The organism is Nonomuraea sp. NPDC050404, assembly GCF_040655495.1.
GTDB lineage: Bacteria > Actinomycetota > Actinomycetes > Streptosporangiales > Streptosporangiaceae > Nonomuraea.
In genome coordinates this window covers 111,482-134,270 of the sequence record NZ_JBFAKB010000010.1, presented here as the reverse complement: position 1 = coordinate 134,270, position 22,789 = coordinate 111,482, and the positions used below count along the sequence as shown (strand labels likewise).

The window sequence follows — 22,789 nt, the reverse complement described above, 5'->3', positions numbered from 1 at the left end:
CCCACCACCGATTTAGCCGAGGAACCCACCGCCGATCTTGACGAGCGGCCCCACCACCGATCTAGGCGAGCGGTTCCACTGCCGACCTAGGCGTACAACTAGGCGAGCGACGGCAACTGGTTGGCCGGCGGTTCGCCGTTGCGGTCGCGCCAGCCGGCCACGTGCCGGCCGGCCGAGATGCCCGCCCGGCGGGTGGCCTCGGCCGGGACCTCCTCGGCGCACATCGCGGCCATCGTGCCCGCCATCTCGGCGGTGAACAACTCGCCCTCGGCGGTGAGCCGGCCGCTTGCCCGCAGCGTACGGATCGCCGCCGCCGTGCCGTCGCGCCACTGCGCGAACTCCGTGTGCGCACGCAGCAGCAGGTCTGCCGCATGCGGCTGCCGCCGTTCCACCCTCCAGAACGCCGCGATGCCCATGTGCGCGTACGCGCCCTGCAACAGGCCGCCCAGCGGCCGCGGGTCGTCGCGCCACGGCGCGTAGTACCGGCCGCCGTCGTCCGGCTGGGCCAGCGGGATCAGGTCCAGCAGGCCGCTCAGCTTCGCGTGCTGGGACTCGTGCGCCAGGGTGACCGCGAAGGAGTGCGGGTCGGGCGGCGTGGAGAGCCCGATGTTGCCGAAGGCCAGCTTGGACGTGGCGCTGGAGGTGCCGTTCTCCGGCCCGACCAGCGGTGTCAGCACCGTGACGATGGCGCTGACCTCCTCGGCGACCTCACGGTGCCGGTCGACGAGGATCTCCCAGCCGGGCTGGAGCGTCGAGGCCCACCGGTACAGTTCTGCCTCACTCAACCGGCCCTCGGTACGCCGCGCGCCCGGCATCCGCCCCGGGTCGAGATCATCGACGACGAACTCGACCGCGACGCCGCGGTGCGAGGCACGGATGTGGCGCAGCCCTTCCCACGAAGGATCCTTCCCGACCCGTACGGTGACCCCGCCCGCGTGGATCTCGGCCTCGCCGTCCCCGGTGCTCACGGTGGCGAATGGGCCGTCTCCGGGGACGATCGCCCGGCCCAGCGACGGGAGCACGACCGTGCCGTCCATCACGGGCACCTCGATCCGCTCGCTGCGCCCGGACCGGATCGCCGCGACGGCCGCCAGCGACGCCATGACGGCCGGAGTCGCCCAAGGGTCGGCAGGCGTCTGGCCGCTGAGCGCGTGGAGCGTGCGCAACCCCCAGGATCCGACGGTCGGATAGCGCAGCACCGCCCGGGTGACCTCGGGTGCGGCGTCCTGTACGTCGGCGAGCAGGTCGAAGGCGTGCCGAACGCGCGGGGCGTCGTCCGTGGCCAGGTCGCGGACCCCGCGCAGGAGCAGCAGGCGTTTGCTGTCCTGCGCCGTCCACAGGTGCTCGGCGGCGTCACGGCCGCCCCCGCCCGTGGCGAGGTCGAGGAACACCCTTTTCGGCAGCAGGTGCGGTGTCAGCGTCATGACGTGAGGGTGCCTCTCTGCGGATCGGTGACCTCTGCGGAGGCGAGACGACGCCGGCTGCGGTCGCGTACCGCGGCAAGGTCGTCGTTCACCGCGTGCTGGATGTGTTTGATTAGCCGGAAGAGGTCACGGCAGTAAACGCTGGGATTGGCGAATCCGGTGCCGGGACGATAGCGGTGCGGGTAGAGCCCCGCGCCGCAGACGCGCCGTATCTCGCAGGATTGGCACTGTGGTGACAGCGCGCGCTCACCGATCTGCCGGGCGGCGATCGAGGGCAGCATGAGGGCGGCGTCGAAGGCGTGCTCGCCGACGTTCAGCGGCGTACGGGTGGCTCCTTCGTAGGCCGACTTGAGGCTGTCCACCTGTTCGATGCCGCCGTCGGTCTCGACCACGACGACGGCGACCGCGGAGAGCCCGACGGCCTCGCTGCGCGAGGGGCGGCCAAGCAGGAGCCGCATGATCTCCTCGAACAGGCGGACCCGGGTCTCACGCCGGGGCGCGTGGTACCAGCGGTCGAAGATGGCCACGAGCCAGTCGCCGTACGGGCTGTCCGCGCTGTCGGGCAGGCGGCCGGGCGGGGGCGTCTCCCAGGTGCCGTGCGGCAGCAGGAAGTCCATCGTCGGCGGGTTGTGGGACAGGAGCGCCTCGTACGTGCCGACGGGGTCGTTGCCCAGGTCTATCGTGCAGAGCAGCCCGTTGAACAGGTGCCGGAAGGCGGGCGAGGTGAGCTCGGCCAGTCCGGCGTGCACCCGGTCGAAGCTGCCCTGCCCTGCGGGTCCGCGGCGGTGGCGGTCGTTGGCCTCGCGATCGCCGTCGAGGCTGACCGAGACGAGGACGCCGAGTTCGTCGAACAGATTGAGGAAGACGGAGTCCAGGAGCACGCCGTTGGTCTGCACCTGGACGTTCACCGTCACGCCGGGATCGACCGCGGCGCGTACGGCGTTCACCGTGTAGCGGATGTGGTCGGCGCCGGCGAGCAGCGGCTCCCCGCCGTGCAGGATCACCTCCACCTGGGACAGGCGGTTCACGCGCGCGTGCTCGGCGATGCGCGCCGCGACGGAGTCGGTCGTCGCCTGCGACATCCGCCGGGGCTGGCGGCGCCAGCCCTGGTCGGCCATCTCGTACATGTAGCAGTAGGTGCAGGCGAGGTTGCACCTACTGTGGATCTTGAGTACGAACTCCTGAAAGGGCGTGGGACGCCAGCCGTTTTCCAGCAGGGCGTTGAGATCCAGGTCCATGGGCCATTCGAGGCGCGGCGTGGCCTCTGCGTACTCCGAACTCACGCCCACTCCCGACATATTCATCGGCGTTTCGGACAAATAAGGGATATTTGCCTAAATAAGGGTTATGTGCCATTGGTGGCGGCCCAAGATCCTTGATTCAACGGCACTTCCGCGATCTTATCGCCAATTAAACGGCCTACGAAGGCACATTGACGCAGTAACAAGGTGGCGATCGTGTTGCCGCTCCGGCGAAGCGAGCACGAAGAGTGCTCATATTTTCACTTTGGGTTACAAAAGCCGGTCGTCTGGTGCAGACTGCACCTTGAACGACAGTGACGGATCGGCAGCCCGTCCTCATTCGGGCGAGCAGACGACCATGTCCCGGTGTCGCCCGGAAGGAGCCCTCCCATCAGCCGGCGAACCACGCTCCGGTCCCGGCGCTGGCTACTGCCGTTGGTCCTACTGGCCGAAATGGCCGTCGCCCTGGCCGATGAGGCCGTCGTCGCCGTCTCGTTGTCCGGGTTCCTGCTGATCGGCCCGTTCGCCGTGGCCCATTACCTGTTCAACCCCAGGCTCACCTCCCTGACCGCCGGCCTGGCCCTGCTCCTGGCTCTGCTGCTGCCCGTCGGCGGCATGGACGCCGCTTCGCCCGCGATCCCCGACCACCTGATCCGCGTGCTCATCGTGGCGACCGGCGGGCTGTGGGCCGTGCTGACGGCCCGTACCCATCAGGAGCACCGCATCGCGCTGAAACGCCTGGCCAGGCTCGCCAAGACCAGTCAGCAGGCGATCAGTCCGCCGTTGCCGCCGGAACTGGGCGGCCTGCACCTGGCCACCCGCATCCGCTCCGCCACCCCCGGCGCGCGTCTGGGCGGGGACCTGCACGAGGCCATCACGACCCCCACCGGCGTACGGCTGATCATCGGGGACGCCAAGGGGCACGGCATCGACGCCCTCAGCCACGCCGCCGCCGTGCTGGCCGCCTTCCGTCAGACCGCGGCCACCGCCCCCGACCTGGCCCGCCTGGCGTATCTCCTCGACCACCGCCTGGCCGGGGACCTGGGCGTGGAGGACTTCGTCACCGTCCTGCTGGCCGAGGTCGCCCGCGACCACGTCACGCTCGTCAACTGCGGTCACCCTCCGCCGATCCGCATCGGCTCCTCCCTGGACGTCCTGGACCTGCGCCGGCCCTCCCCGCCGCTGGGCCTGGCGCCCGATCCGCGCCCGCAGCGGGCCCGGCTCCTGCCCACCGACCGCCTGCTGCTCTACACCGACGGCCTGAGCGAGGCCCGCACACCCGGCGGCGACATGTTCCCCCTCGACGAACGCCTGCACGCCACGCTGGCCGCCCCCACCCTCGACCAGGCCCTGGACGGCCTGCTCGGCCTCCTCGACCGGCACACCGCCGCCAACCTCACCACCGACGACCTGACCCTCATCCTGGCCCAGCCCACCCCATCCATGCTGCCCGGCCCGCACACGGTCCAGCAGCTTCCCGGCAGCCGGCGCACTTCGGCGTGACCGTAGGGCCTGTCCATGAGCGAAGAGCCGGTTTCCGGGCGGTGCGCGGGGCGGCTCTGCGGGTGGTCGGCGAGGGCTGTTAAGGTCGTCCCTCATCCCCTCGAACAAGTAAAAGATCCTGCATGGGAGAGTAATTGCGGACCGCAGGGAAGATCACGATTGTCACATCCGCGCTCGCCATCGCCGCCGTCCCGATGGCGGCGATGGCGCCGGCCGCCGGGGCACAGGCGGCGCCGGCCTGGTACGCCTACCACGGGCAGACGGCCGAGCAGAGTGTCAAGCAGGTCACCAGGCTCAAGGACCAGGGCTACCGTCCGGTCACGGTGAACGTCTCCGACGGTGAGCGGTACGCGGCCGTCTGGGTCAAGGGTGGCTCGTCGAACAACTGGGGCATCTGGCAGGGCATGTCGGCCGACGGGTTCCAGAAGCGGTTCGACGCCGCGAAGAAGGAGGGCGCGCAGCCGACCTCCGTCTCCGCCACCGGACCCGCCGACTCGCCGGTGTACACCGCCATCTTCGAGAAGAAGAGCGGCGCCTACCTCAGCAGGTCGGACCTCACCCCCGCGGCCTTCGCCGCCCTCAACAAGCAGGCCGAGGCCAAGGGGCTGGCGCTGACCTCCGTGGACGCCTACGGCACCCCGGACGACGTCCGGTACGTCGGCGTGTGGAGCGCCAACACCGGCGGCGCCTGGTACTACACCTACGGCAAGTCCATCAAGCAGCACGAGGCCGAGGTCTACGCCAAGAAGGACAAGGGCTTCCGGCCGGTCAAGGTGGCGGTGGCGCCCGACGGCACGTACGCGGCCGTGTGGCGCAAGGACGGGGTCAAGTCCTGGGCGCACTACGTGGACATGAACGCTTCGGGCTACCAGAAGCGCTTCAACGCCCTCAAGAACAAGGGGCTCGCGCCCGTGCAGGTCAACGCCGAGAACGGTAAGTACGCCGCCATCTGGCAGTAGCGGGATTAGCTGGGCATCCGGGTGCGGTTGTGGTCTTCACCGCCGGATCACGTAGCGGAACCGCACCTCCCACCGCACTACCCGTTATTTCGCCAATATCCGGACGTCGCCCGTTGTGCTGCGGGCGGTGATCTTCCGGGTGCTCTTACGGTCGTTCCTGACCTCGGAGCGCTCGTTCCCGTCCGTGCTCCGCACCGTCACCGCGTACGCGCCGGAGGGCACCCTGGCCGTCACCCTGCCGTCGCGGGACTGCAGGTCGAGGTTGTCGGGCGGGTCGGTGAAGGCCAGGTCGATGGCCCCGTCAGAGGTGCGTCCCCTGACATGTGCGGACTTGAGCCCTTCGCCGTCGATCGCGCCCTCGCTGCGCAGCCGCAGCCGTCCCGAGGCGCCCGTGACCTGGATGCGCTCCCGGCTGGAGGCGTCCACGTCCTGGGTGAGGCCGTTCAGGATGATGCCGTCCGCCGCGTCCACCGACAGTCGTACCCCGGGCGGGACCTTGACGTGGTAGCGGGCGCCGCAGTCGCCGAAGACCATGTTGCAGTTGGCGCTCAGGCGCAGGGCGCCGTCGCGCAGCGACCAGGCGGGCTCCTCGGCCGCCTTGCCGCGCACCCACCTTTCCACCTGGACGGCGCCGCCGGTGCCGGGCAGCACGCGTACGCCGCCCAGCGAAGCGCTGATCTTCAGGTCCGTTCCCGTGAAGGGGAAGGAATGAGTGGCGTGGACCTCTTCGGCCTCCAGGTCCACGCCGCAACCGCCGGTCGCCGCCACCAGGAGCGCCGCACATGCCGCAATTGCCGCCGTGTGTCTCATGGTCACGATCGTGGCCGAGCGCGCCGTCCCGGCCATCGACCGTCCGGCCGAATGGGCCGGCACTCACATCGGCCATTCGGCCAGTACGTCTACAGGGCCGACAACAACGCGTTCACCTGGCCCAGCGGGTCGGCGCCGATCGGCCGGACCGCCACGGACCCGGCCCCGGCCTTCCACAGGCTCTTGACGTGCGCCGCCGCCTGCTCGGGTGTGCCGGACGCCATTGACACCTCCTCGGGAGAGACCCCCAGGAAGCCGGCCTGACCCTCCACCATGGCCCGGGTCGCCTCGGCGGCCCCGAGCCGCAGGAAGGTGAACACGACCAGTTCGTGGTCCGCGCCGCCGCCGATCTGCTCGACGATCCCGGGCAGCTGGGCGGGCCCGATCCCCTCGGGGATGATCGTGCCCTGGGCGGTGCGGCCGGACAGCGCCAGCGAGCGCGGGCCCTTCACCCCGGCCAGCACGGGCGGCGGCTCGGCCGGCGGGTGCACCAGCGAGACGCCGTCCAGGTGCACGGACCTGCCGTGCAGGGTGACCGTCTCGCCGCGCAGCAGCGCGCTCACCGAGGTGATCGTCTCCTCCAGCAGCGCCAGCGGCGACTGCGGGGCGGCGCCCACCTGGTGTATCCACTCCTGTACGCCGTGCCCGATCCCGGCCGCCAGCCGCCCCGGATGCACCCGCGCCAGGTTGCCCAGCTCCATCGCCAGCAGCGCGGGATTGCGCAGCGGCGCGGGGGCGATGCCGAGGCCGACGCGCAGCCGGGAGGTGACGGCCAGCGCGGTGGCGGCCGAGGAGATGCCGCCCGTCCAGCCCAGGTCCTCCACCACCCACAGGTCGTCCACGGTCGTCTCGTCGAGCGCCTTGGCGAACGGGATGAGCTGCTCGGGGGGCAGACCCCGGTCGAACATGACTCCAAGTCTCACGATGCCCTCCAGTAATAGCGGAACAACCGGCCGACCTCCGAGTATCCGGCACGCAGGAACGCCTGCGCGGTGGGGACGTTCGCGACGTCCGTGGCGGCCACGATGCGCTGCACGCCGGCCTCGGAGAGTGTGCGGGTGCCGAAGGCCAGCAGGTCGTTGACGTAGCCCTTGCCGCGGTGCTCGGGGACCACGCCGATGTAGGCGATGGAGTGGTCATCGGGGGCCACCAGGCCGACGGGCTTGTCGCCCAGGTGCGCGATGACGAACCAGTTGGGCTTGGCCTTGCGGTTCATCAGGTCGTCGTACATCCATCGGGCCTCCGTCTCCGCGCCCGACGTGGCCACCTCGATCCGTGTGTCGTGGTCGAGCGAGCCCTCGGAGATGCGTACGAGGACGCCGATCACGTCGTCGGGGTCCATGCGGCGCGCGGGCCGGTAGGTCAGCCTGCCGGGATCGTCCGGCAGGTCGCTGCCCGCCGCCCACTCCAGCAGCAGCCGCTCCACCTCCATCGTGAACCCGGCCTCGATCAGCGCCTCGTGCTCGACGGCACGATCGACGGCGGGGTCGAGTCCGGGCTGGAGGGGGATGTCGTGGATCACTTTGCTCAGGCCCATCGTGCCGAGGCTGCGGCGCAGCAGGCCGGCGGCGGCGACGGGGTCGGGTCCAGGGTCGAACTGCCAGACGATCGCCGGCTCCGAGTCGGGGAAGGGCGCCCAGTAGGCCAGGCGGGCCTGCCCCTCCGCGAAACACCACTCAGGCCGCGTCCTGCCCTCGTCGAAGGCGGAGCGCAACTGCGAGCGCGCGGGCTCGGGGAACTGGTCGAACAACGTGAAAGCCTCCGCACGTGAGGGGGCTCTCCCGCGACCGCAGGTACGTCGTGGGGAGGTGTGCCCGGTGACATGACCATGTTCTCGCACACCTCTTACCGATTGGGCCCCCTCAGGCCACTCCGGTCAGGCGGCTGTCTCCAGCGCCGCGCGGGCCTCGGTGAGGGAATGGCTGGTCTCGAAATGCCGGTCGAGATTGGTGATCGTCAGCAGATGGCGGATCATTCCGGGAGCGAGCACCAGAATCATGCGGCCATTCATGTGCCGGACGTGATTGAGCGCCGCCACGAGCACTCCGAGTCCCACGGAATCGCAGAATGGCACCTCGGTCAGGTCCATGACGACATTGAGCGGATCGGCGGCTGCCAATGCCTGTTCGAGCTCCGCCCGCAGGCGGGGTGCGCCCGCCACGTCGAGGTCCCCTGCGACGTGCACAACCGTACAGGGCCCCTCTCGCCAGTTCCTGACCACCATGGGCCTCACCTGCCCGACGTTGAGATAATTATGCCTATTTCTTACATATGTTCTCCATTGCCGTTTTAGTGCTTGGTGTAACACTCGGCTTGCTACTTGGGGTGGCGGCCGACTTCTGTTGCTTGACTTTCGGCTGGTCGCTGCCGAGGATCAGCTCGATGCCGTCGATGTCCACCTTGCGAAGCTGCGCGCCGGGCATGGCGGCGGCCACGACCTTCGCCTGGGCCTCCAGGCCCTCGCCGTATCGGATGAAGGTCTGCTTGTAGTCCTTCTTCGTGGTGTTGCCCGGCTTGCCGGGGACCTTGAAGCCGTAGGCGACCAGCGACTCCTTGACCCGTGCCGCCAGTCCGGTGATGAGCGTGCCGTTCTTGACCTCAAGCGTGACCTCGTCCGGCGCGATCGCGGACGGCTTGACCGACGGCTTGGCCGAGGGGGAGGCGGTCGGCTTGGCCGGGTCCTGATCCGCGTTGATCTTGGCGAACAGGTCCTTGGCCGCCTGCTTGTCCCACAACACCGCCGACTCGCCGGTGGGCGACTTGAAGTTCACGTCGGACAGCGGCACCTCGGCGAACTTCACGTCGTCCAGCGAGACGTCCTGCATCTGGGTGGCCAGCCCGATCAGGCCGTCGTCGGGATCGACCTTGACCGTGCTCAGCGTGGAGCGTACGAACGCGGCCAGCTTGGCGGGGTTGGCCAGCGTGTCGGCGCTCAGCGCCCGGTTGAGCAGGGCCGAGATGACCTGCTGCTGGCGGTCGATCCGGTCGAGGTCGGACCGGGCGGTGGCCCGGGTGCGGGCGTAGCCGAGCGCCCGCACGCCGTCGAGCTGGTGGGTGCCGGCCGGCAGGTTCAGTGCGATCTTGGTGTCGTTGATCGGCTCGGGCGTGCACACGGTGACCCCGCCGAGGGAGTCGACGACGTCGATGAAGCCCAGGATGTTGACCTCGATGTAGCGGTTGATCTGCAGCCCGGTGGCCGCCTCCACGGTCTGCCTGGCCAGCTTGGGGCCGCCGAACTGGTACGCGGAGTTGATCTTGTGCTCGCCCTTGCCGGGGATCGTCGTCCAGGTGTCGCGCGGCAGGCTCACCACGGTGACCTTGCTGTGGTCCTCCGACAGATGGATGACCATCATGGTGTCGGTGCGCTGGCCGGACTCGCGGCCCAGCTTGAGGCGGTTCTGCTCCTGGCGGGTGAGGTCGTCGCGCTTGTCCACGCCGACCAGCAGGATGTTCTCGGCCCCGCGGGACGCCGCCGCGGTCACGCCCGCGTCCACGGTGCCGATCTGCCGCGGCGTGGCCCACACTATCCCCGTCGTGACCAGCACGCCCGTGGACATCAGGCCGGCGATCAGCACGTTGCGGCGGCGGGCCTTGGCGCTCCTGCGCGGTTTGCGAGGGCGGACCGGTGCGAGCTTGACTCCGCCGTAGGCGTCGCCGCCCACGAGCACACCGCCGTCGTCCTCCTCGCCCGGGTCGCGCATCCGGTCCCCCTTTTGTCACCCCGGAGGTTGGGCTATCGATTGCCCTCCTCCCGTCGTCGTACAGTAGCGTGAGCCCCGCCATGAAGCAGTTCCCCGACTCGCCGCACGCGCCCGCGGAGACGCGCGGCTGGCCCCCCATCTCCGTCGTCATGCCGGTCCTCAACGAGGAGCGGCACCTCCGCGAGGCCGTCGAGCAGGTCCTCGCCCAGAGCTACCCCGGTGAGATCGAGGTCGTTCTCGCCGTGGGTCCGTCCCAGGACCGCACCCAGGAGGTCGCCGACGCCATCGCGGCGGCCGACAAGCGGGTGACGGTGGTGCCCAACCCGACGGGCCGCACCCCCAACGCACTCAACGCGGCCATCGCCGCCGCACGCAACGGCATCATCGCCAGGGTGGACGGGCACGCCATGTTGCCCTCCGACTACCTGCGCGTGGCCGTCGAGACGCTGGAAGAGACCGGCGCCGACAACGTGGGCGGCATCATGGCGGCCGAGGGGATCACGCCCTTCGAGCAGGCCGTGGCCTGCGCCATGACCTCCAAGATCGGCGTGGGCGCCGCCGCCTTCCACGTGGGCGGCACCCAGGGCCCGGCCGACACCGTCTACCTGGGCGTCTTCCGCCGCTCGGCGCTCGACCGGGTGGGCGGCTACGACGAACACTTCCAGCGCGCCCAGGACTGGGAGATGAACCACCGCATCCGCCAGACCGGCGGCCTGGTCTGGTTCCAGCCCCGGATGCGCGTCTCCTACCGGCCGAGACCCAACGCCAAGGCGCTGGCCAAGCAGTACTTCCACTACGGCAGGTGGCGGCGGGTGGTCGCGCGCACCCACGAGGGCACGATCAACCTGCGTTACCTGGCGCCGCCCGCCGCCGTGCTGGCGATGTTGCTCGGCCTGGTCCTGTCGCCGCTCGTCCCGCTCACGCTGATCGTGCCCGGCGGGTACGCGCTCGCCATCGTGGCCGGGTCGGCGCTGACCTCGGGCGGGCTGCCGGCGAAGGCCAGGCTGCGGTTGCCGCTCGTGTACGCCACCATGCACTGCTCCTGGGGCTGGGGCTTCCTGACCAGCCCGAAGAAGTTGTCCAGACCCCCGGTTCAGTAGCCGCCCGAGAAGACCCGCTCGACGGCCGCGTCGAAGCGGGTCATCGCGTCCGGATACTCCGGCCCGAACAGGTAACCGCGCAGCTTGATCCTGGCCCGCGCCAGGGTGTCCTCCCCGTCCAGGAACTCGGCGAGCCCCGAAAGGTGCTCGCCGAGCAGCACCCCGGCCTCGGTGCTGGGATAGCGCTCGTGGAAGGCGCCTTCGGGCAGGCCCGCCACGTTCGTGACGGCGTACGGCTTCTCGCTGGCCAGGAAGTCGGCCACCACGCTGGAGATGTCGCTGATCAGCAGGTCGCACTGGTTGAAGCAGTCGTACAGGTGCGGCTGGGGGCCGGTGACCACCAGGTGCCGGATGCGCGGCTCCGCGCCGGCCGCCGTCGAAGGGTGCCTGGCCTTCGACTTGGCCAGCTCCGCCGCCTCGATCATGGCCACGATCTTCTTGTGCGCCCGCGTGGCGCTCTTGTCGCGGTGGCCGGTGAGCGGGTGCGGCTTGTAGATCACGCGCAGCGGCGGGTCGTGGTCGAGCAGCGCCCGCACGATGCGCGGGCCCATGGTGATCAGCGAGGTGTGGAACAGGTCGTCGTTCCAGCCCTCCCAGGTGGGGGCGTACAGGACGGTCCGGTACGGCAGCCCGGGACCCTCCGGCGAGATGCCTTCGAGCTGCGGCCTGCCGACCTCGTGGATGTTCTCGTCCCTGACGCCCACCTTGGCCCTGCGGTAGCGGTCGCGGCCGGCCGGCCCGGCCACCCACACCTCGTCGTAGACCCGCGAGAACGGGTTGAACGACGCCTCCTTGTCGCTGTCGCCGTGGTTGAGGAACGCGCTGCGCAGGGTCGGGATGCGCAACATGTGGACGTTCCTGCCGACGTTGGAGACGTACAGGCAGAGCCTGGCGCCGGCCAGCGCGCGGAAGCTCATCAGGTCGGCCGACGACGGGATGCACACCATCGGCAGCGTCGTGGACTCCAGGTGCCTGGCCATGCCGCGCTCGCGCAGGACGACGATGGCCCGCCTGGGCAGGCGTTCCAGCGTGGGCAGCCACATCCTGGCCTGGTAGGCGGCCGCGGTGGCGCCGGAGAAGTACAGGATGACCTCGGGGCGGTACTTCGCGACCTGCTCGCCCACGACCCGCAGCACCTTCGCCCCGTCGGTGAGCGGGGCGGCGCGGCGCACGTACGGGACGAGGGCGAGCGTGCCCGCCAGCCCCGCCACGAGCGCCAGGCCCGCGCCGAGCGTCGCGGGAACGGCCCCCAGGACCGCGCCCAGCACCGGCAGCGCGTCCAGGTAGAGGAAGGGCAGGCTGCGGGAGTCGCGCAGCCGCGCGGGCGGCATCCTGGGCACGCGCAGCGCGGAGACGTCGAGGTTGCGGGTGGTCACCGGCATGCTGCTGAGCATCTGCCGCAGCCGCAGCGCCAGGCCCGTGTGCAGGGCCCGCACCGCGTGGATCGCGAGCACGCCGGCCGCCAGCGCGGCGAACCACGGCGAGTCGGCGCCGGTCGTGCGCGCCACCAGCAGCAGCGCCATGGTCTCGCGCGCGGCGAAGCGCAGCGTGATCCCGAGGTGCACCTTGGACAGCAGCTCGGGCAGCGGCCGGGCGGCGCGGGTGGCGACGTACTCGACGGCGTACGAGGCCGCCGCGGCCACCCCGAACACCACCGGCGCCGGCCACAGCGCCGAGACCAGCAGCACAGGGTAACAGCCGAGCAGCGCCGCGATCACGATGAGTCTCCTCATGTGATCGCACGGTAACAACTGCCAGGTCAAGCGCCGTCCACGCGGACGTCTACGACCTGACCTGATTGGCCGGAGATGAGGACGTCCAGCGAGGTCTGCGCGACGACGAGCGGAGAGGCGCCGGTATTGACGCAGTTGACCCGGATGCCGTCGGCGGCCCATTCGCGGGCCAGCGCCCTGGTCAGCGCGGCCACCGCCGCCGCGCCCGGCTCGTGCAGCGCGCCGGAGCCCGGCGGGACCTGGAACAGCAGGCCGCCCCGCCTCGGCAGCAGGTGAGGGCGGGCGGCGCGGGCCACGTTGAGCGCGCCCAGGTGCCCGGCGGCGACCGCGTCGGCGACGGTCTCGTCGCTCGCCCGCGCCAGGTCGCCGCTCTGGCCGGCGCCCGCCGCGAGCACCACGTGGTCGGCGGGCCCCACACCGTCCAGCGCCTTGGCCACCGAGTCGTAGTCCTCGGCCCGCACGCCGTCGGCCCGGGTCAGCACGCGCACCCTGGCGCCATGGGAGGCGGCCTGTTCGGCCGCCGGGGAGTCGCCGAGCACCACCACGACCTGCCCCGCCAGCGCGTCCCTGTCGCCCGCCGGCACGGGGGCGGGCAGCCGGAAGAGCAGGTCCGCGATGTGCAGGTCGGCCGGGTGGGTGACCTTGATGTTGTGCTCGCTGCCCCGGACCAGGTGGATCGGCACCTCGGGCAGGTAACGCAGAACCACGCCGCAGTCGTCGGTCGCGGGCAGACCGGCGAAGCCCGGGTCGGCCATCGCCCGCTCGTACGCCTTCCTGATCACCGAGAGCCGGAAACACTGCGGGGTCTGGCTGCGCCGCAACCGCGACCGGTCCAGCACCTCCTCGATCACCTCGCCCGGAGAGGCCACCAGGACGGTGTCGGAGCTCGGAATGGCCACGTTGACGGCCTCGTGGGACTCCAGTGCCCTGACACACTCCGTGATGATCCGGGGCTCCAGGAGGGGGCGTACGGCATCGTGCAGCAGCACATTGCACTCTTCCGCGCCGAGCGCCTGAAGAGCCCGCCATGTGCTCTCCGTACGGCTCGCGCCACCGTCCACAACCTTGCTGACCTTGCGATATCCGCCCCTGGCCACGATCTCGCGCACCCGGTCGGCGTATCCGGGCGTCATGAGCACCACGACCTCGTCGATCTCGGGCACCTTTTCGAACACGGCCATCGAATGCTCGATGATCGTCTTTCCCGCCACCTCGATGAGCTGCTTGGGCGTGTCCCGCCCGACCCGCTGTCCCACACCGCCCGCGAGGAGCACCCCGACCGAACGCAGCCGTGAATTCATGCCTGCAGCGTAACGGTGCTGTTCCGTGATATCGCGATGACCGGTCGCTACGCTGTGTCTACGCACCCCCGAGTTAACGTGCTCCACCCCGATCGGGAGGAGACGGCACTTTGCCCGACTCTTTGATTCGCGAAAGCACGACCACGTCGGTCGTGCTGCTCGCCACGACGCCCGCGTGCAGGCTCCTGAGCGGAGACGGCACGCTGCTCGACCGGCTCGGCGACCAGCTCGCCGCGCTGCCCGTGCGCGAGGTCCAGATACTCAACGCCGGCGGCGGCCTGGGGGCCGACCTGCGCGGCGTGGCCAAGATCGCGCGCACCACGACGGGCACGGTGGCGCTGCTGCCCGCCGACCTGATCACGCACACCGAGGCGCTGGCGGTGCTGCTTGAGCATCCCGCCCACGGCACCGGCGCGCTCATCTCGCACGACGCGACCGGCGGCCCGCTGCGGCCGCCCGTCCGGGTCGAAGGCGGCCGGATCGTCGCGGCGGGCAGCTCCTTCCACCTCGTCCCCGAGGCGAACGCCACGTTCAGGGGCGTGCTGCAGGTGGGGGAGGCCGACCTGGCCTCGCTGGCCGACGTCGCCGAGGAGCTGGCCGACCTGGCCGAGACGGGCAAGCTCGGCCCCGTCACGCCCGTGGAGGCGGTGGACCTGCTGCTGGTCGGGCTGGTCAGGTCGGGCGTGACCGTGCGCGCGGCCGCGATCGGACTGCTCCACGCCGACCGCGTGACCGGCCAGAACTCCGCCGACGCGGCCGTGATCAGGCTCGCGGAGGTGGACGAGGCCAAGGTCAGGCTCGACACCTCCGTCAAGGAGGACGACGGCTTCTTCGCCACCTTCTTCGTCTCCTCCTGGACCCGCCACCTCATCAAGCCCGCCGTACGGCTCAAACTGACCCCCAACACGGTCACCGGCATCTCGGCCGGCCTGGCCCTGCTGGCCGCCGTCTGGTTCTCGGCCGGCACCCCCGTCGGGCGCCTGTCCGGGGCCGTGCTGCTCTACCTGTCCTTCGCGCTCGACTGCCTCGACGGGCAGATCGCCCGCTACACGCGCACCTTCTCCCCGCTGGGGGCCTGGGCCGACGGCATGTCCGACCGGCTCAAGGAATACGCCGTCTACGTCGGCCTGGCCTTCGGCTTCGGCGGCCCCGACATCTGGCACCTGGCCGTGGCCGCGATGATCGCGCAGGTCGTACGGCACGCCATCGACTACACCTACGGCGGGGCCGTGGCCGACGCCGCCCGCGTGGGAGCCATGTGGGGCCGCCCGGCGCGCTCGCTGCTGGAGTCGCAGGACCTGCGGCGCGCCCCGGGCGGCGTGCTGAGGTTCGCCCAGCGGCTGGAGCGCGACACGATCGCGCGCTGGCTGAAGAAGATCATCGTGCTGCCCATCGGGGAGCGGATGGCGCTGATCGCCGTCACCGCCGCCTTCTGGAACGCCCGGGTCACATTCCTGTCGCTGCTCTGCTGGGGCGGCGTGGCGGCCCTCTACCAGCTCGCCGGACGGATCGCGAGGTCTTCGAGGTGATTTCGGTCCACATGACGCCCGTCCCCAACAGCACGGTCGTGGCCTACCGCGACGACGGGCCGCTCTCACGCGCCATGGGCCTGCTCGTGGCCGGCCAGCTCCCGCCGCTGCCGCCGGTGCTGGCCGGCACGTTCGTCACGGGCGTGCTGCTGATGCTCGGCGTGGCCGGCACCGACGGGCTGGCGGTGTTCGCCCCCGCCGTGACGCTGCTGCTGGCCGGTCCTGGCAGCACCCATCCGCACGACGGCAGGTTCGACTGGCTCGTGCCGCCGATCCTGCGGCTCATCGAGTACACCTTCATCGCCGCCGTCGGCTTCGCCCACGACGTGCACCCCGTGCTGATCTTCCTGCTTCTCGGCAGCCTGGGATTCCACCATTACGATCTGGTCTACCGGCTTCGCCAGCACGTCTACCCGCCGCCGTGGCTGGCCACGTTCGGGCTCGGCTGGGACGGGCGGATGATGCTGATTTCCCTGGTCGCGCTGTCAGACTGGCTGACCGGCGGTTACGTGCTGCTCGCGGTCTACCTGTGGGGCCTGTTCGGCTGGGAGAGCCTGACCTGCTGGCTGGCGGCGCCCCGATCTGGGGTGGATGCGGCTGATATGGGAACGCAAGACTAACGCCGGATTACCCGCACGGGGGCCAAAGACGAATACTCTTTGGGCCATCGGAGTCATGCCTGACTGAGGAGTGCACGTTGCTGGGAATGGTTCTGGCCGCTGGAGCCGGACGACGCCTGCGGCCGTACACCGACACGCTGCCCAAGGCGCTCGTGCCGGTCGACGGCGAAACCACGATCATGGACATCTCGCTGCGCAATCTCGCCGAGGTGGGCCTGCGGGACGTCGTGGTCGTCGTCGGTTACGCGGCGCAGGCCGTACACGAGCGCAAGGAGGACCTGGAGCGGCGGCACGGGGTCAAGCTGACCCTCGTGCACAACGACAAGGCCGAGGAGTGGAACAACGCCTACTCCATGTGGTGCGCCCGTGACCTCTTCGCCCAGGGCGTGCTGATGGTCAACGGCGACACCGTGCACCCGGTCTCGGTCGAGAAGACGCTGTTGTCGGCCCCCGAGACCAGCGACATCCTGCTGGCGGTCGATGACGTCAAGAAGCTGGCCGACGAGGAGATGAAGGTGACGCTCTCGCCCGAGGGGGCGCTGCGCCGCATCACCAAGCTCATGGACCCGGCCGAGGCGTACGGCGAGTACATCGGCGCCACCCTCATCAGGCCCGGCGCGGCCGAGCGGCTGGCCGACGCGCTGAAGACGACGTTCGAGCGCGACCCGCAGCTCTACTACGAGGACGGTTACCAGGAGATGGTGGATCGCGGCGAGCTGATCCACGTCGCGCCCATCGGTGAGGTCGACTGGGTCGAGGTGGACAACCACGACGACCTGGCCAAGGCCCGCACCATAGCCGTTCGTTACTGAGGGGGCGCGGATGCCGCTTCTCGCGAGGATGTTGCCGGCGCCCCTGACCATGGACGTGCGGCGGGGCGCGGTGGCAGAGCTCGGCGCCCTCCTGGCCGACAGCCGCGTGGCTACCTCCGGCAGGGTCGCCGTGGCCGTCGGCATGGGCCAGGGCGATCATATCGAGAGCCTCATCGCGCCCACGCTGGGCGAGGCGGAGGTGTTCAGGGTGGCCGACGGGTCGGTCGACGCGGCGGTGTCGCTCGGCGCCGACCTGCGCAAGGCGGCCTACGAGGTCGTGGTCGGCGTCGGCGGCGGCAAGACGATCGACGTGACGAAATACGCCGCCTCGCTGGCCGGCATCCCGATGGTCGCCGTCGCCACCAACCTGTCCCACGACGGCATCTGCTCGCCCACGGCCTCCCTCGTGTACGAGGGCGGCAAGGGCTCCTTCGGCGTGCCGATGCCGCTGGCCATCCTGGTCGACCTCGATTTCGTGCACAACGCGCCGGAGTCGCTGGTCCGGGCGGGCGTGGGCGACGTGGTGAGCAACCTGTCGGCCATCGAGGACTGGCAACTCGGCAACGTCGAGCGCGGCGAGCCCATCGACGGGCTGGCCTGCTCGATGTCCCGCACCGCCGCCGAGGCGCTCATCGGGCGCAGGGACTCCATCGAGTCCGACGCGTTCCTCACCGTGCTCGCCGAATCGTTGATCCTTTCTGGCATGTCGATGGTCGTCGCGGGGTCCTCCCGGCCCGCGAGTGGTGGAGATCATGAGATCCTTCATGCCGTGGATCAGCTTTTCCCCGGCACCTCCAACCACGGCGAGCTCGCCGGGATCGGTGCCGCCTTCTGCTTCTTCCTCCGGGAGGACGACGCTCGTGTCAAGCAGGTGGTCGAGTGCCTGCGCCGGCACGAGCTGCCCGTCGTGCCCGCCGACATCGGGCTGAACGCCGAGCAGTTCGCCGAGGTCATCGCGCTGGCCCCGGCCACGCGACCCGGCCGTTACACGATCCTGGAACATCTGCGCATGCAGGACTCGGAGATCCGCGATCGGGTGGGGGACTATGTCCGGGCCTTCGGTAGCTGAACTGCGTCAGGTGGCCCAGCCCCCGGGCCACCTGGAGCGCAGGAACGGCGAGCACTGGGCGGGCGTGCTCTACATGCGCCGCCTGTCCATCTACGTCACCTGGATGATGACCAAGACCTCCGTCACGCCCAACCAGCTCACCTGGGTGATGACGGTGGCGGGGGTCGCGGCGGGGTTCGTGCTGGCCCTGCCGGGGTTGTGGGCCGCCGTGCTCGCCGCCCTGCTCATCCAGATCTACCTGCTGCTCGACTGCTCCGACGGCGAGCTGGCCCGCTGGACGGGCCGCACCTCGATGGCCGGCGTCTACCTCGACCGGGTCGGCGCCTACTTCGCCGAGGCGGCCGTGCTGGCCGGGCTGGGCTGGCGCGCCTCGGCCGTGCTGCCCGACTGGTACACCGTGCTCGGCTTCGCCGCCGCGCTCGGCGCCATCCTCATCAAGGCGGAGAGCGACCTGGTGGAGGTGGCCAGGGCCAAGGGCGGGCTGGGGTCCGCGAGCGACGCCTCGGCGGGGCAGTTCCGCTCCGGGCTGCTGGGGCTGGGGCGGCGGGTGCTGGCGGCGACGCAATTCCACCGGATCGTGCAGCCGATCGAGCTGTCGCTGCTGGCGCTGGGCACCGCGGTGATCGACGCCGCGGCCGGGAACATGACGGCCACGCGGGTGCTGGTCGTGGCCTGCGCGATCGCCGCCGCGGTGCAGACCGTGCTGCATCTGATCAGCATCATGGCCTCGAAAAGACTTGCTTGATTCATGTCGGAACCGGAGGAGCCCTTCGTCCGTCGTATTGATCGGACGTCCGCCGTTCGGTGGGGGTTCATTGCCGGTTCCGATACTCTTAGCTTCACCATTCCCAGACCATGCAGACCAGCAGACTCGGTGATCATGAAAGAATGCTCCGCTCGTGCTCTCAACGCGTCAGGACGATGATTCGTTGAAGATCTCGTGCGTCATCCTCACCATGGGCAACCGGGTCGCGGAGCTGAACCGGGCGGTCGAGTCCGCGCTCAACCAGGTCGACGGCGACGTCGAGGTGGTGATCGTGGGCAACGGATTCGACGTGCCCGAGGTGTCGGCGACGCCACCCGAGGGATCGGCCGCGGTCGTGAAATCGATCCGGCTCGACCAGAACACGGGCATCCCCGCCGGCCGTAACCGGGGCGTCGAGGAGTGCTCGGGAGACGTCGTGCTGTTCCTCGACGACGACGGCTGGTATGCCAATCCGAAGGTCGTCGCGCATGTGCGCGACCGGTTCGCCACCGAGCCCGACCTCGCGGTGATCTCCTTCCGGATCATGGACCCCGAGGGCGGCATCGGCCAGCGCCGCCATGTGCCGCGCCTGCGCGCGGGCGACCCTCAGCGCTCCTCCCCGGTCACCACGTTCCTCGGTGGCGCATCGGCGATCAGGCGTTCGGCCTTCCTCCAGGTGGGCGGCCTGCCCGAGCGCTTCTTCTACGCGCACGAGGAGACCGACCTGGCCTGGCGGCTGCTGGGTGAGGGCTACCGGATCGAGTACGACGCCGAGACGGTGATGTACCACCCGCAGGTCCCGCCGACCAGGCACGCCGAGTTCCACCGGCTCAACGCGCGCAACCGGGTCTGGCTGGCCCGCCGCAACCTGCCGTGGCCGCTGGCGGTCCTCTACCTGACCAACTGGGTCGTGCTCACCGTGTTGCGCGAGCGCGGCGCCTCGGGCGCGCTCAAGGCGTGGTTCGCCGGCTTCTTCGAGGGCCTGCGCAGCCCGGCGGGCGAGCGCCGGCCCATGGCCTGGCGGACGGCCTGGCGGATGGTCAAACTGGGCCGCCCCCCGATCGTCTGAGCGTCAGACCTCCCGCGCCTCACCGAAGCTCATCGCGGCGTGCGAGATCGTCGTGCTGAACAGGGCCCGCTTGGGCAGCCCCAGCTCGCTCAGCTCCTTGGCGATGGGATGGTTGCCCAGACGGATCAGCGCGCCGCTGGGGCGCATCCTGGCGCCGCGGGCGCGTACCGTCCAGGGGGTGCGCCGCGTCACCCCGTCGCGATGCGTGTAGGCCGCGAGCGGCGCCATGGCGCCCGCGCCGGGAACGGGCACCCCCGGCTTGATGAGCATGTCGAGCACGAGCCGGCCGTCCTTGCGCAGAATGCACCGCTTGTACGGCGAGGAGAGCCGCAACTCGATGTCGGCCAGCTCCTTGGGGAACCCCCACAAGGTCCGCCCGGCCTCCAGCGTGAACGGCTGGTCCACCGGCAACCAGTGCACGAACACCCCGGCCTGCCGCAACTCCGCCGGACCGGGGGAGCCGGACGAGCCGGGCGGGCGTACCAGGAATGCCATGCCGAACTCGTGGTAGGTGTCGAGGTCGCCGTCGCGGTAGTCGACGAACACCAGCATGCAGACGGCCTTGCCGGGCAGGACCTCCGCCACGTCGAGGCCGGAGTAGGCGATCACCGCCCTGGCGGCGTCGGCGCGGACCGGGTAGAGGGCGCTGCACACCTCGGCGTCCCGCACGCGCACTGGCATGTCCACCGTCCGGCCTTGGATCAGATGTGATGCCATGCCTCCCAGTACATCAACCCGCCGCCCCCGCCGCCATTCCCACTCCGGTGGGTTGATGTGGACCACTCCGGCTAGACCGCGAGCGCGTGCGTGGTCACGCCCGCCCACGACTCCGCCTGCCGCACGAACGCCGCGGAGTGATCCGGCCAGTGGTGGCGCAGGCGCGCCTGCGCGTGCCCCTGCGCGCCGAGCTTGGCCCGCCGCCCTGGGTTCTCCTTCAGGTCCAGTACGGCGTTCAGCACCGCGTCCACGTCCAGGGGCACCACGAGCCCGCAGCCGGCCTCCTCGACCATCGAGGCGCCCTGCGGGGTCGTGATCACCGGCAGCCCGCGGCCCATGTAGTCCATGATCTTCGTGGGCGGCGTGCGGACCGTGTCGTCGGCCAGTGACAGGCCGGCCAGCGCGCCCTCGGCCATGCGCAGGGCGTGCCGGTTGGGGACGTACCCGAACCAGTCGAGCAGGCCCACCCGCTGCGCGTCCCGCAGCAGCGGACGCACGTCGGGGGCCGCGGCGCCGATCAGGTCCATCCTGATGCCGTGCGGGACCAGCCGTTCGGCCAGCCCGATCAGCTCCGTCACGCCGCGGTCCGCCGACAGCCGGCCGATGTGCACGACCCTGGTGTCGCCAGGAGGGGGAGGACTGGCCGACACCAGGGTCGCTTCCGGGACCACGGCGGGCGTGATCACGCGGTGCCGCCGCTGGGCGCGGGCGAGCCGCTTGGGCGAGACCTGCTCGCGTACGTCCCAGACGACAGGAGGGCGCCGGTAAGGCAGCGCGCGCAACAACCGGTGGTCGTGCACGAGCAGCAGGTCCGCGCCCTTCACGCCGCGTCTGAGCGCCGCGCGGGCCCGGCCGAGCGCGGCGTGGTGCCCCACGTCCACCGCGGTCAGGCCCATGGCGGGCGTCACGTTGAAATGGCTGAACGGCGCGACGTAGGTCACCTCGTGGCCCGCGTCGAGCAGGGCCCGGATCTGGCGGTGCATGATCCGGGCGTCCTCGGGGTGATGGACGGTCGTGGCGACACATGCGCGCATGTGTTGATGCTCCGCGCTTACCAGGTCAATGGCGTTAATGCGGGAGGAACGGCCGCTTAACTTCGGGAGGGGCGCCGATAGAGCCAGACGAGGCGGGGCTCAAGAACCCACTTGAATACCGTCCTGGTCTCCGGCAGGCACAGGATGATGGCCAGCGCGAAGCAGCTCGTGCTGATCGCCAGCACGCCCAGCGGCCCGTACAGCCACGGGAACTCCAGCCAGCCCATCTCCTTGGCGATCAGGACCGGGATGCCGTGCAGCAGGTAGCAGTAGAGCGTGCGGGTGCCGAGGTCGGTGTACCAGGTCTCCTTCCTGGGCACCAGCGCCAGCACGGCGGCGCACATGGCAAGCGCGCACACCAGCAGGCCGATGCGCAGGCCGAGGCCCATGTACCAGGACAGGCCGAGGTCCTGGTAGCTGCTCTTGTAGTAGAACGGGCCGAGCTTGGCCATGGGCGCGATGAAGATGGCCACCGCCGCCGCGGCGAGCACGACGAACACCGAGACGATCTTGACCCAGCGCCGGTTGAGCATCTCGAAGTGCTCGGGCTGCAGCACCAGGCCGATCACGAAGAAGGGCAGCAGGCCGAAGAACCGGTCCATGCTGAAATCGCCCGAGATCTGGGAGAACCCGGCGAACAGGTAGATCGCGATCGCCACCGGCACCGGATACTTCATCCGCTTCCACACCGGTGTGGACAACCGCCAGAACAGCAGCGCCAGCAGGTACCAGTTGAGCCACGCCGGATCGATGATCGTCAAGCTCCACTTCTGCCCGAGGGAGAAGCGCAGCGCGGCGTAGCCGACCTCGACGATCACGTACGGGACCAGGAACGTGTCGACCAGCTTGTTGGTCTTCGCGTTGGAGTTCCAGAAATTTCTGGACAGGTAGCCGCTGATCACCACGAACAGCGGCATGTGGAAGACATAGATGAAGATGTACGCCGCCCGCGCCGAGTCGGCGGCCAGCGTGGGCACCAGCGAGTGCCCGATCGGCACCAGCGCGATCAGGATGAACTTGACGTTGTCCAGGTACGGATCGCGCTTGCGCTTGGCCGGCTCGGCCTGCCGCTGCGGCTCCGGCCGCTCCTGAGGCCGCTCACCGGACGCCGGTGCCTCGGTCACCGCGGCCTGCGGCGCGGTCCGCTCGCCCGGCTGCACGCCGTGCGGATCGGTGGCCTCGCTCCAGAAGGCCTCCTCCGGCAACGGCCACCGGGCCCCCGTGTTGGCGGGCCCTTGCTCCTCTGGGCTCCGCTGGGGAGTGGCCGATCTGGAGGAGAATCTGGAGTCAGACACAGGGCAGTCGCTCAACTTCGCTCGGGTCCGGGGAAGGTGACGGCAAGCCGGTCGGGAACCTGGCGGGCTCCGTGTCGCGCTGCGTCGCCGACCCACAACAGACTAACGCGCCCTCGCGGGTGCTGTC

At 70.2% G+C, this 22,789-nt stretch carries 21 protein-coding genes; 9 read left to right on the top strand and 12 right to left on the bottom strand.

Annotated elements, in window-relative coordinates; all coding sequences use genetic code 11:
• Positions 1-98: 98 nt before the first annotated feature.
• Positions 99-1,424 (bottom strand): HEXXH motif domain-containing protein, encoded by a 1,326-nt coding sequence (locus AB0I81_RS27640; RefSeq protein ID WP_360662116.1) that lies wholly within the window; start codon positions 1,422-1,424, stop codon positions 99-101.
• Positions 1,421-2,707, bottom strand: coding sequence for an FxsB family cyclophane-forming radical SAM/SPASM peptide maturase (locus AB0I81_RS27635; protein ID WP_360662113.1), 1,287 nt, complete (start codon positions 2,705-2,707; stop codon positions 1,421-1,423). Before AB0I81_RS27635 ends, AB0I81_RS27640 begins: the two co-directional genes overlap by 4 nt.
• Positions 2,708-3,118: 411 nt before the next feature.
• On the opposite strand from AB0I81_RS27635, the gene AB0I81_RS27630 reads away from it, so the two are divergent.
• Entirely contained in the window at positions 3,119-4,168 is a 1,050-nt protein-coding gene (locus AB0I81_RS27630) for a PP2C family protein-serine/threonine phosphatase (RefSeq protein ID WP_360662110.1), read from the top strand.
• Positions 4,169-4,302: 134 nt separating this feature from the next.
• On the top strand, positions 4,303-5,127 hold the full coding sequence (locus AB0I81_RS27625; RefSeq protein ID WP_360662107.1) for a hypothetical protein: 825 nt from the start codon (positions 4,303-4,305) through the stop codon (positions 5,125-5,127).
• A gap of 84 nt (positions 5,128-5,211) precedes the next feature.
• Here the strand turns inward: AB0I81_RS27625 and AB0I81_RS27620 are convergent, their stop codons facing one another.
• The 5 genes from AB0I81_RS27620 to AB0I81_RS27600 form a co-directional block, all read right to left on the bottom strand.
• Positions 5,212-5,937 carry a DUF4097 family beta strand repeat-containing protein gene (locus AB0I81_RS27620; protein WP_360662104.1) on the bottom strand — a complete coding sequence of 242 codons (726 nt, stop codon included), beginning with the start codon at positions 5,935-5,937 and terminating at the stop codon, positions 5,212-5,214.
• 89 nt (positions 5,938-6,026) lie between these two features.
• Positions 6,027-6,860 (bottom strand): LLM class flavin-dependent oxidoreductase, encoded by an 834-nt coding sequence (locus tag AB0I81_RS27615; RefSeq protein ID WP_360662101.1) that lies wholly within the window; start codon positions 6,858-6,860, stop codon positions 6,027-6,029.
• The gene (locus tag AB0I81_RS27610) at positions 6,857-7,687 is read right to left on the bottom strand and encodes a GNAT family N-acetyltransferase (RefSeq protein ID WP_360662098.1); all 831 of its coding nucleotides are present in this window, start codon (positions 7,685-7,687) and stop codon (positions 6,857-6,859) included. The genes AB0I81_RS27615 and AB0I81_RS27610 overlap by 4 nt, the downstream gene beginning before the upstream one ends.
• A gap of 126 nt (positions 7,688-7,813) precedes the next feature.
• Positions 7,814-8,161, bottom strand: coding sequence for an STAS domain-containing protein (locus tag AB0I81_RS27605; RefSeq protein WP_360662095.1), 348 nt, complete (start codon positions 8,159-8,161; stop codon positions 7,814-7,816).
• A 34-nt stretch (positions 8,162-8,195) separates the two neighbouring features.
• Positions 8,196-9,638, bottom strand: coding sequence for an LCP family protein (locus AB0I81_RS27600; protein ID WP_360662093.1), 1,443 nt, complete (start codon positions 9,636-9,638; stop codon positions 8,196-8,198).
• A gap of 80 nt (positions 9,639-9,718) precedes the next feature.
• On the opposite strand from AB0I81_RS27600, the gene AB0I81_RS27595 reads away from it, so the two are divergent.
• Positions 9,719-10,738, top strand: a complete 1,020-nt coding sequence (locus AB0I81_RS27595) for a glycosyltransferase family 2 protein (RefSeq protein WP_360662090.1) — start codon at positions 9,719-9,721, stop codon at positions 10,736-10,738.
• Here AB0I81_RS27595 and AB0I81_RS27590 read toward each other — a convergent pair.
• The gene (locus tag AB0I81_RS27590) at positions 10,732-12,471 is read right to left on the bottom strand and encodes a CDP-glycerol glycerophosphotransferase family protein (protein ID WP_360662087.1); all 1,740 of its coding nucleotides are present in this window, start codon (positions 12,469-12,471) and stop codon (positions 10,732-10,734) included. The two genes, AB0I81_RS27595 and AB0I81_RS27590, sit on opposite strands and share 7 nt — an antisense overlap.
• 26 nt (positions 12,472-12,497) lie before the next feature.
• Positions 12,498-13,772 carry a bifunctional cytidylyltransferase/SDR family oxidoreductase gene (locus AB0I81_RS27585; RefSeq protein ID WP_360662084.1) on the bottom strand — a complete coding sequence of 425 codons (1,275 nt, stop codon included), beginning with the start codon at positions 13,770-13,772 and terminating at the stop codon, positions 12,498-12,500.
• Positions 13,773-13,882: 110 nt separating this feature from the next.
• Here AB0I81_RS27585 and AB0I81_RS27580 point away from each other — a divergent pair, with 110 nt between their 5' ends.
• From AB0I81_RS27580 to AB0I81_RS27555, 6 genes are all read left to right on the top strand, one after another.
• A complete protein-coding gene (locus AB0I81_RS27580; RefSeq protein ID WP_360662081.1) occupies positions 13,883-15,301 on the top strand; it encodes a CDP-alcohol phosphatidyltransferase family protein in 1,419 nt (472 codons plus the stop codon).
• Positions 15,302-15,312: 11 nt separating this feature from the next.
• A complete protein-coding gene (locus AB0I81_RS27575) occupies positions 15,313-15,921 on the top strand; it encodes a DUF5941 domain-containing protein (protein WP_360662078.1) in 609 nt (202 codons plus the stop codon).
• A 77-nt stretch (positions 15,922-15,998) separates the two neighbouring features.
• Complete coding sequence (locus tag AB0I81_RS27570) at positions 15,999-16,733, top strand: phosphocholine cytidylyltransferase family protein (RefSeq protein WP_360662076.1); 735 nt, start codon at positions 15,999-16,001, stop codon at positions 16,731-16,733.
• A 28-nt stretch (positions 16,734-16,761) separates the two neighbouring features.
• Positions 16,762-17,802 carry an iron-containing alcohol dehydrogenase family protein gene (locus AB0I81_RS27565; RefSeq protein WP_360662783.1) on the top strand — a complete coding sequence of 347 codons (1,041 nt, stop codon included), beginning with the start codon at positions 16,762-16,764 and terminating at the stop codon, positions 17,800-17,802.
• Positions 17,780-18,547, top strand: coding sequence for a CDP-alcohol phosphatidyltransferase family protein (locus AB0I81_RS27560; RefSeq protein ID WP_360662073.1), 768 nt, complete (start codon positions 17,780-17,782; stop codon positions 18,545-18,547). Before AB0I81_RS27565 ends, AB0I81_RS27560 begins: the two co-directional genes overlap by 23 nt.
• A gap of 184 nt (positions 18,548-18,731) precedes the next feature.
• Positions 18,732-19,616: a glycosyltransferase gene (locus AB0I81_RS27555; RefSeq protein ID WP_360662070.1), complete on the top strand. Its 885-nt coding sequence runs from the start codon at positions 18,732-18,734 to the stop codon at positions 19,614-19,616.
• Positions 19,617-19,619: 3 nt separating this feature from the next.
• Here the strand turns inward: AB0I81_RS27555 and AB0I81_RS27550 are convergent, their stop codons facing one another.
• The 3 genes from AB0I81_RS27550 to AB0I81_RS27540 form a co-directional block, all read right to left on the bottom strand.
• The gene (locus tag AB0I81_RS27550) at positions 19,620-20,333 is read right to left on the bottom strand and encodes an acetoacetate decarboxylase family protein (RefSeq protein ID WP_360662068.1); all 714 of its coding nucleotides are present in this window, start codon (positions 20,331-20,333) and stop codon (positions 19,620-19,622) included.
• A gap of 71 nt (positions 20,334-20,404) precedes the next feature.
• Positions 20,405-21,367: a glycosyltransferase gene (locus AB0I81_RS27545; RefSeq protein ID WP_360662065.1), complete on the bottom strand. Its 963-nt coding sequence runs from the start codon at positions 21,365-21,367 to the stop codon at positions 20,405-20,407.
• A gap of 56 nt (positions 21,368-21,423) precedes the next feature.
• Positions 21,424-22,572, bottom strand: a complete 1,149-nt coding sequence (locus AB0I81_RS27540) for an acyltransferase family protein (RefSeq protein WP_360662062.1) — start codon at positions 22,570-22,572, stop codon at positions 21,424-21,426.
• Between the last annotated feature and the right edge of the window lie 217 nt (positions 22,573-22,789).

What these genes read in the sequence shown, in the direction of transcription:
- AB0I81_RS27640 (WP_360662116.1), bottom strand. Translation starts at nt 1,424, where the DNA reads ATGACGCTGACACCGCACCTGCTGCCGAAAAGGGTGTTCCTCGACCTC.
- AB0I81_RS27630 (WP_360662110.1), top strand. Translation starts at nt 3,119, where the DNA reads ATGGCCGTCGCCCTGGCCGATGAGGCCGTCGTCGCCGTCTCGTTGTCC.
- AB0I81_RS27620 (WP_360662104.1), bottom strand. Translation starts at nt 5,937, where the DNA reads ATGAGACACACGGCGGCAATTGCGGCATGTGCGGCGCTCCTGGTGGCG.
- AB0I81_RS27605 (WP_360662095.1), bottom strand. Translation starts at nt 8,161, where the DNA reads ATGGTGGTCAGGAACTGGCGAGAGGGGCCCTGTACGGTTGTGCACGTC.
- AB0I81_RS27600 (WP_360662093.1), bottom strand. Translation starts at nt 9,638, where the DNA reads ATGCGCGACCCGGGCGAGGAGGACGACGGCGGTGTGCTCGTGGGCGGC.
- AB0I81_RS27595 (WP_360662090.1), top strand. Translation starts at nt 9,719, where the DNA reads ATGAAGCAGTTCCCCGACTCGCCGCACGCGCCCGCGGAGACGCGCGGC.
- AB0I81_RS27590 (WP_360662087.1), bottom strand. Translation starts at nt 12,471, where the DNA reads ATGAGGAGACTCATCGTGATCGCGGCGCTGCTCGGCTGTTACCCTGTG.
- AB0I81_RS27585 (WP_360662084.1), bottom strand. Translation starts at nt 13,772, where the DNA reads ATGAATTCACGGCTGCGTTCGGTCGGGGTGCTCCTCGCGGGCGGTGTG.
- AB0I81_RS27575 (WP_360662078.1), top strand. Translation starts at nt 15,313, where the DNA reads ATGACGCCCGTCCCCAACAGCACGGTCGTGGCCTACCGCGACGACGGG.
- AB0I81_RS27565 (WP_360662783.1), top strand. Translation starts at nt 16,762, where the DNA reads ATGTTGCCGGCGCCCCTGACCATGGACGTGCGGCGGGGCGCGGTGGCA.
- AB0I81_RS27560 (WP_360662073.1), top strand. Translation starts at nt 17,780, where the DNA reads ATGTCCGGGCCTTCGGTAGCTGAACTGCGTCAGGTGGCCCAGCCCCCG.
- AB0I81_RS27550 (WP_360662068.1), bottom strand. Translation starts at nt 20,333, where the DNA reads ATGGCATCACATCTGATCCAAGGCCGGACGGTGGACATGCCAGTGCGC.
- AB0I81_RS27545 (WP_360662065.1), bottom strand. Translation starts at nt 21,367, where the DNA reads ATGCGCGCATGTGTCGCCACGACCGTCCATCACCCCGAGGACGCCCGG.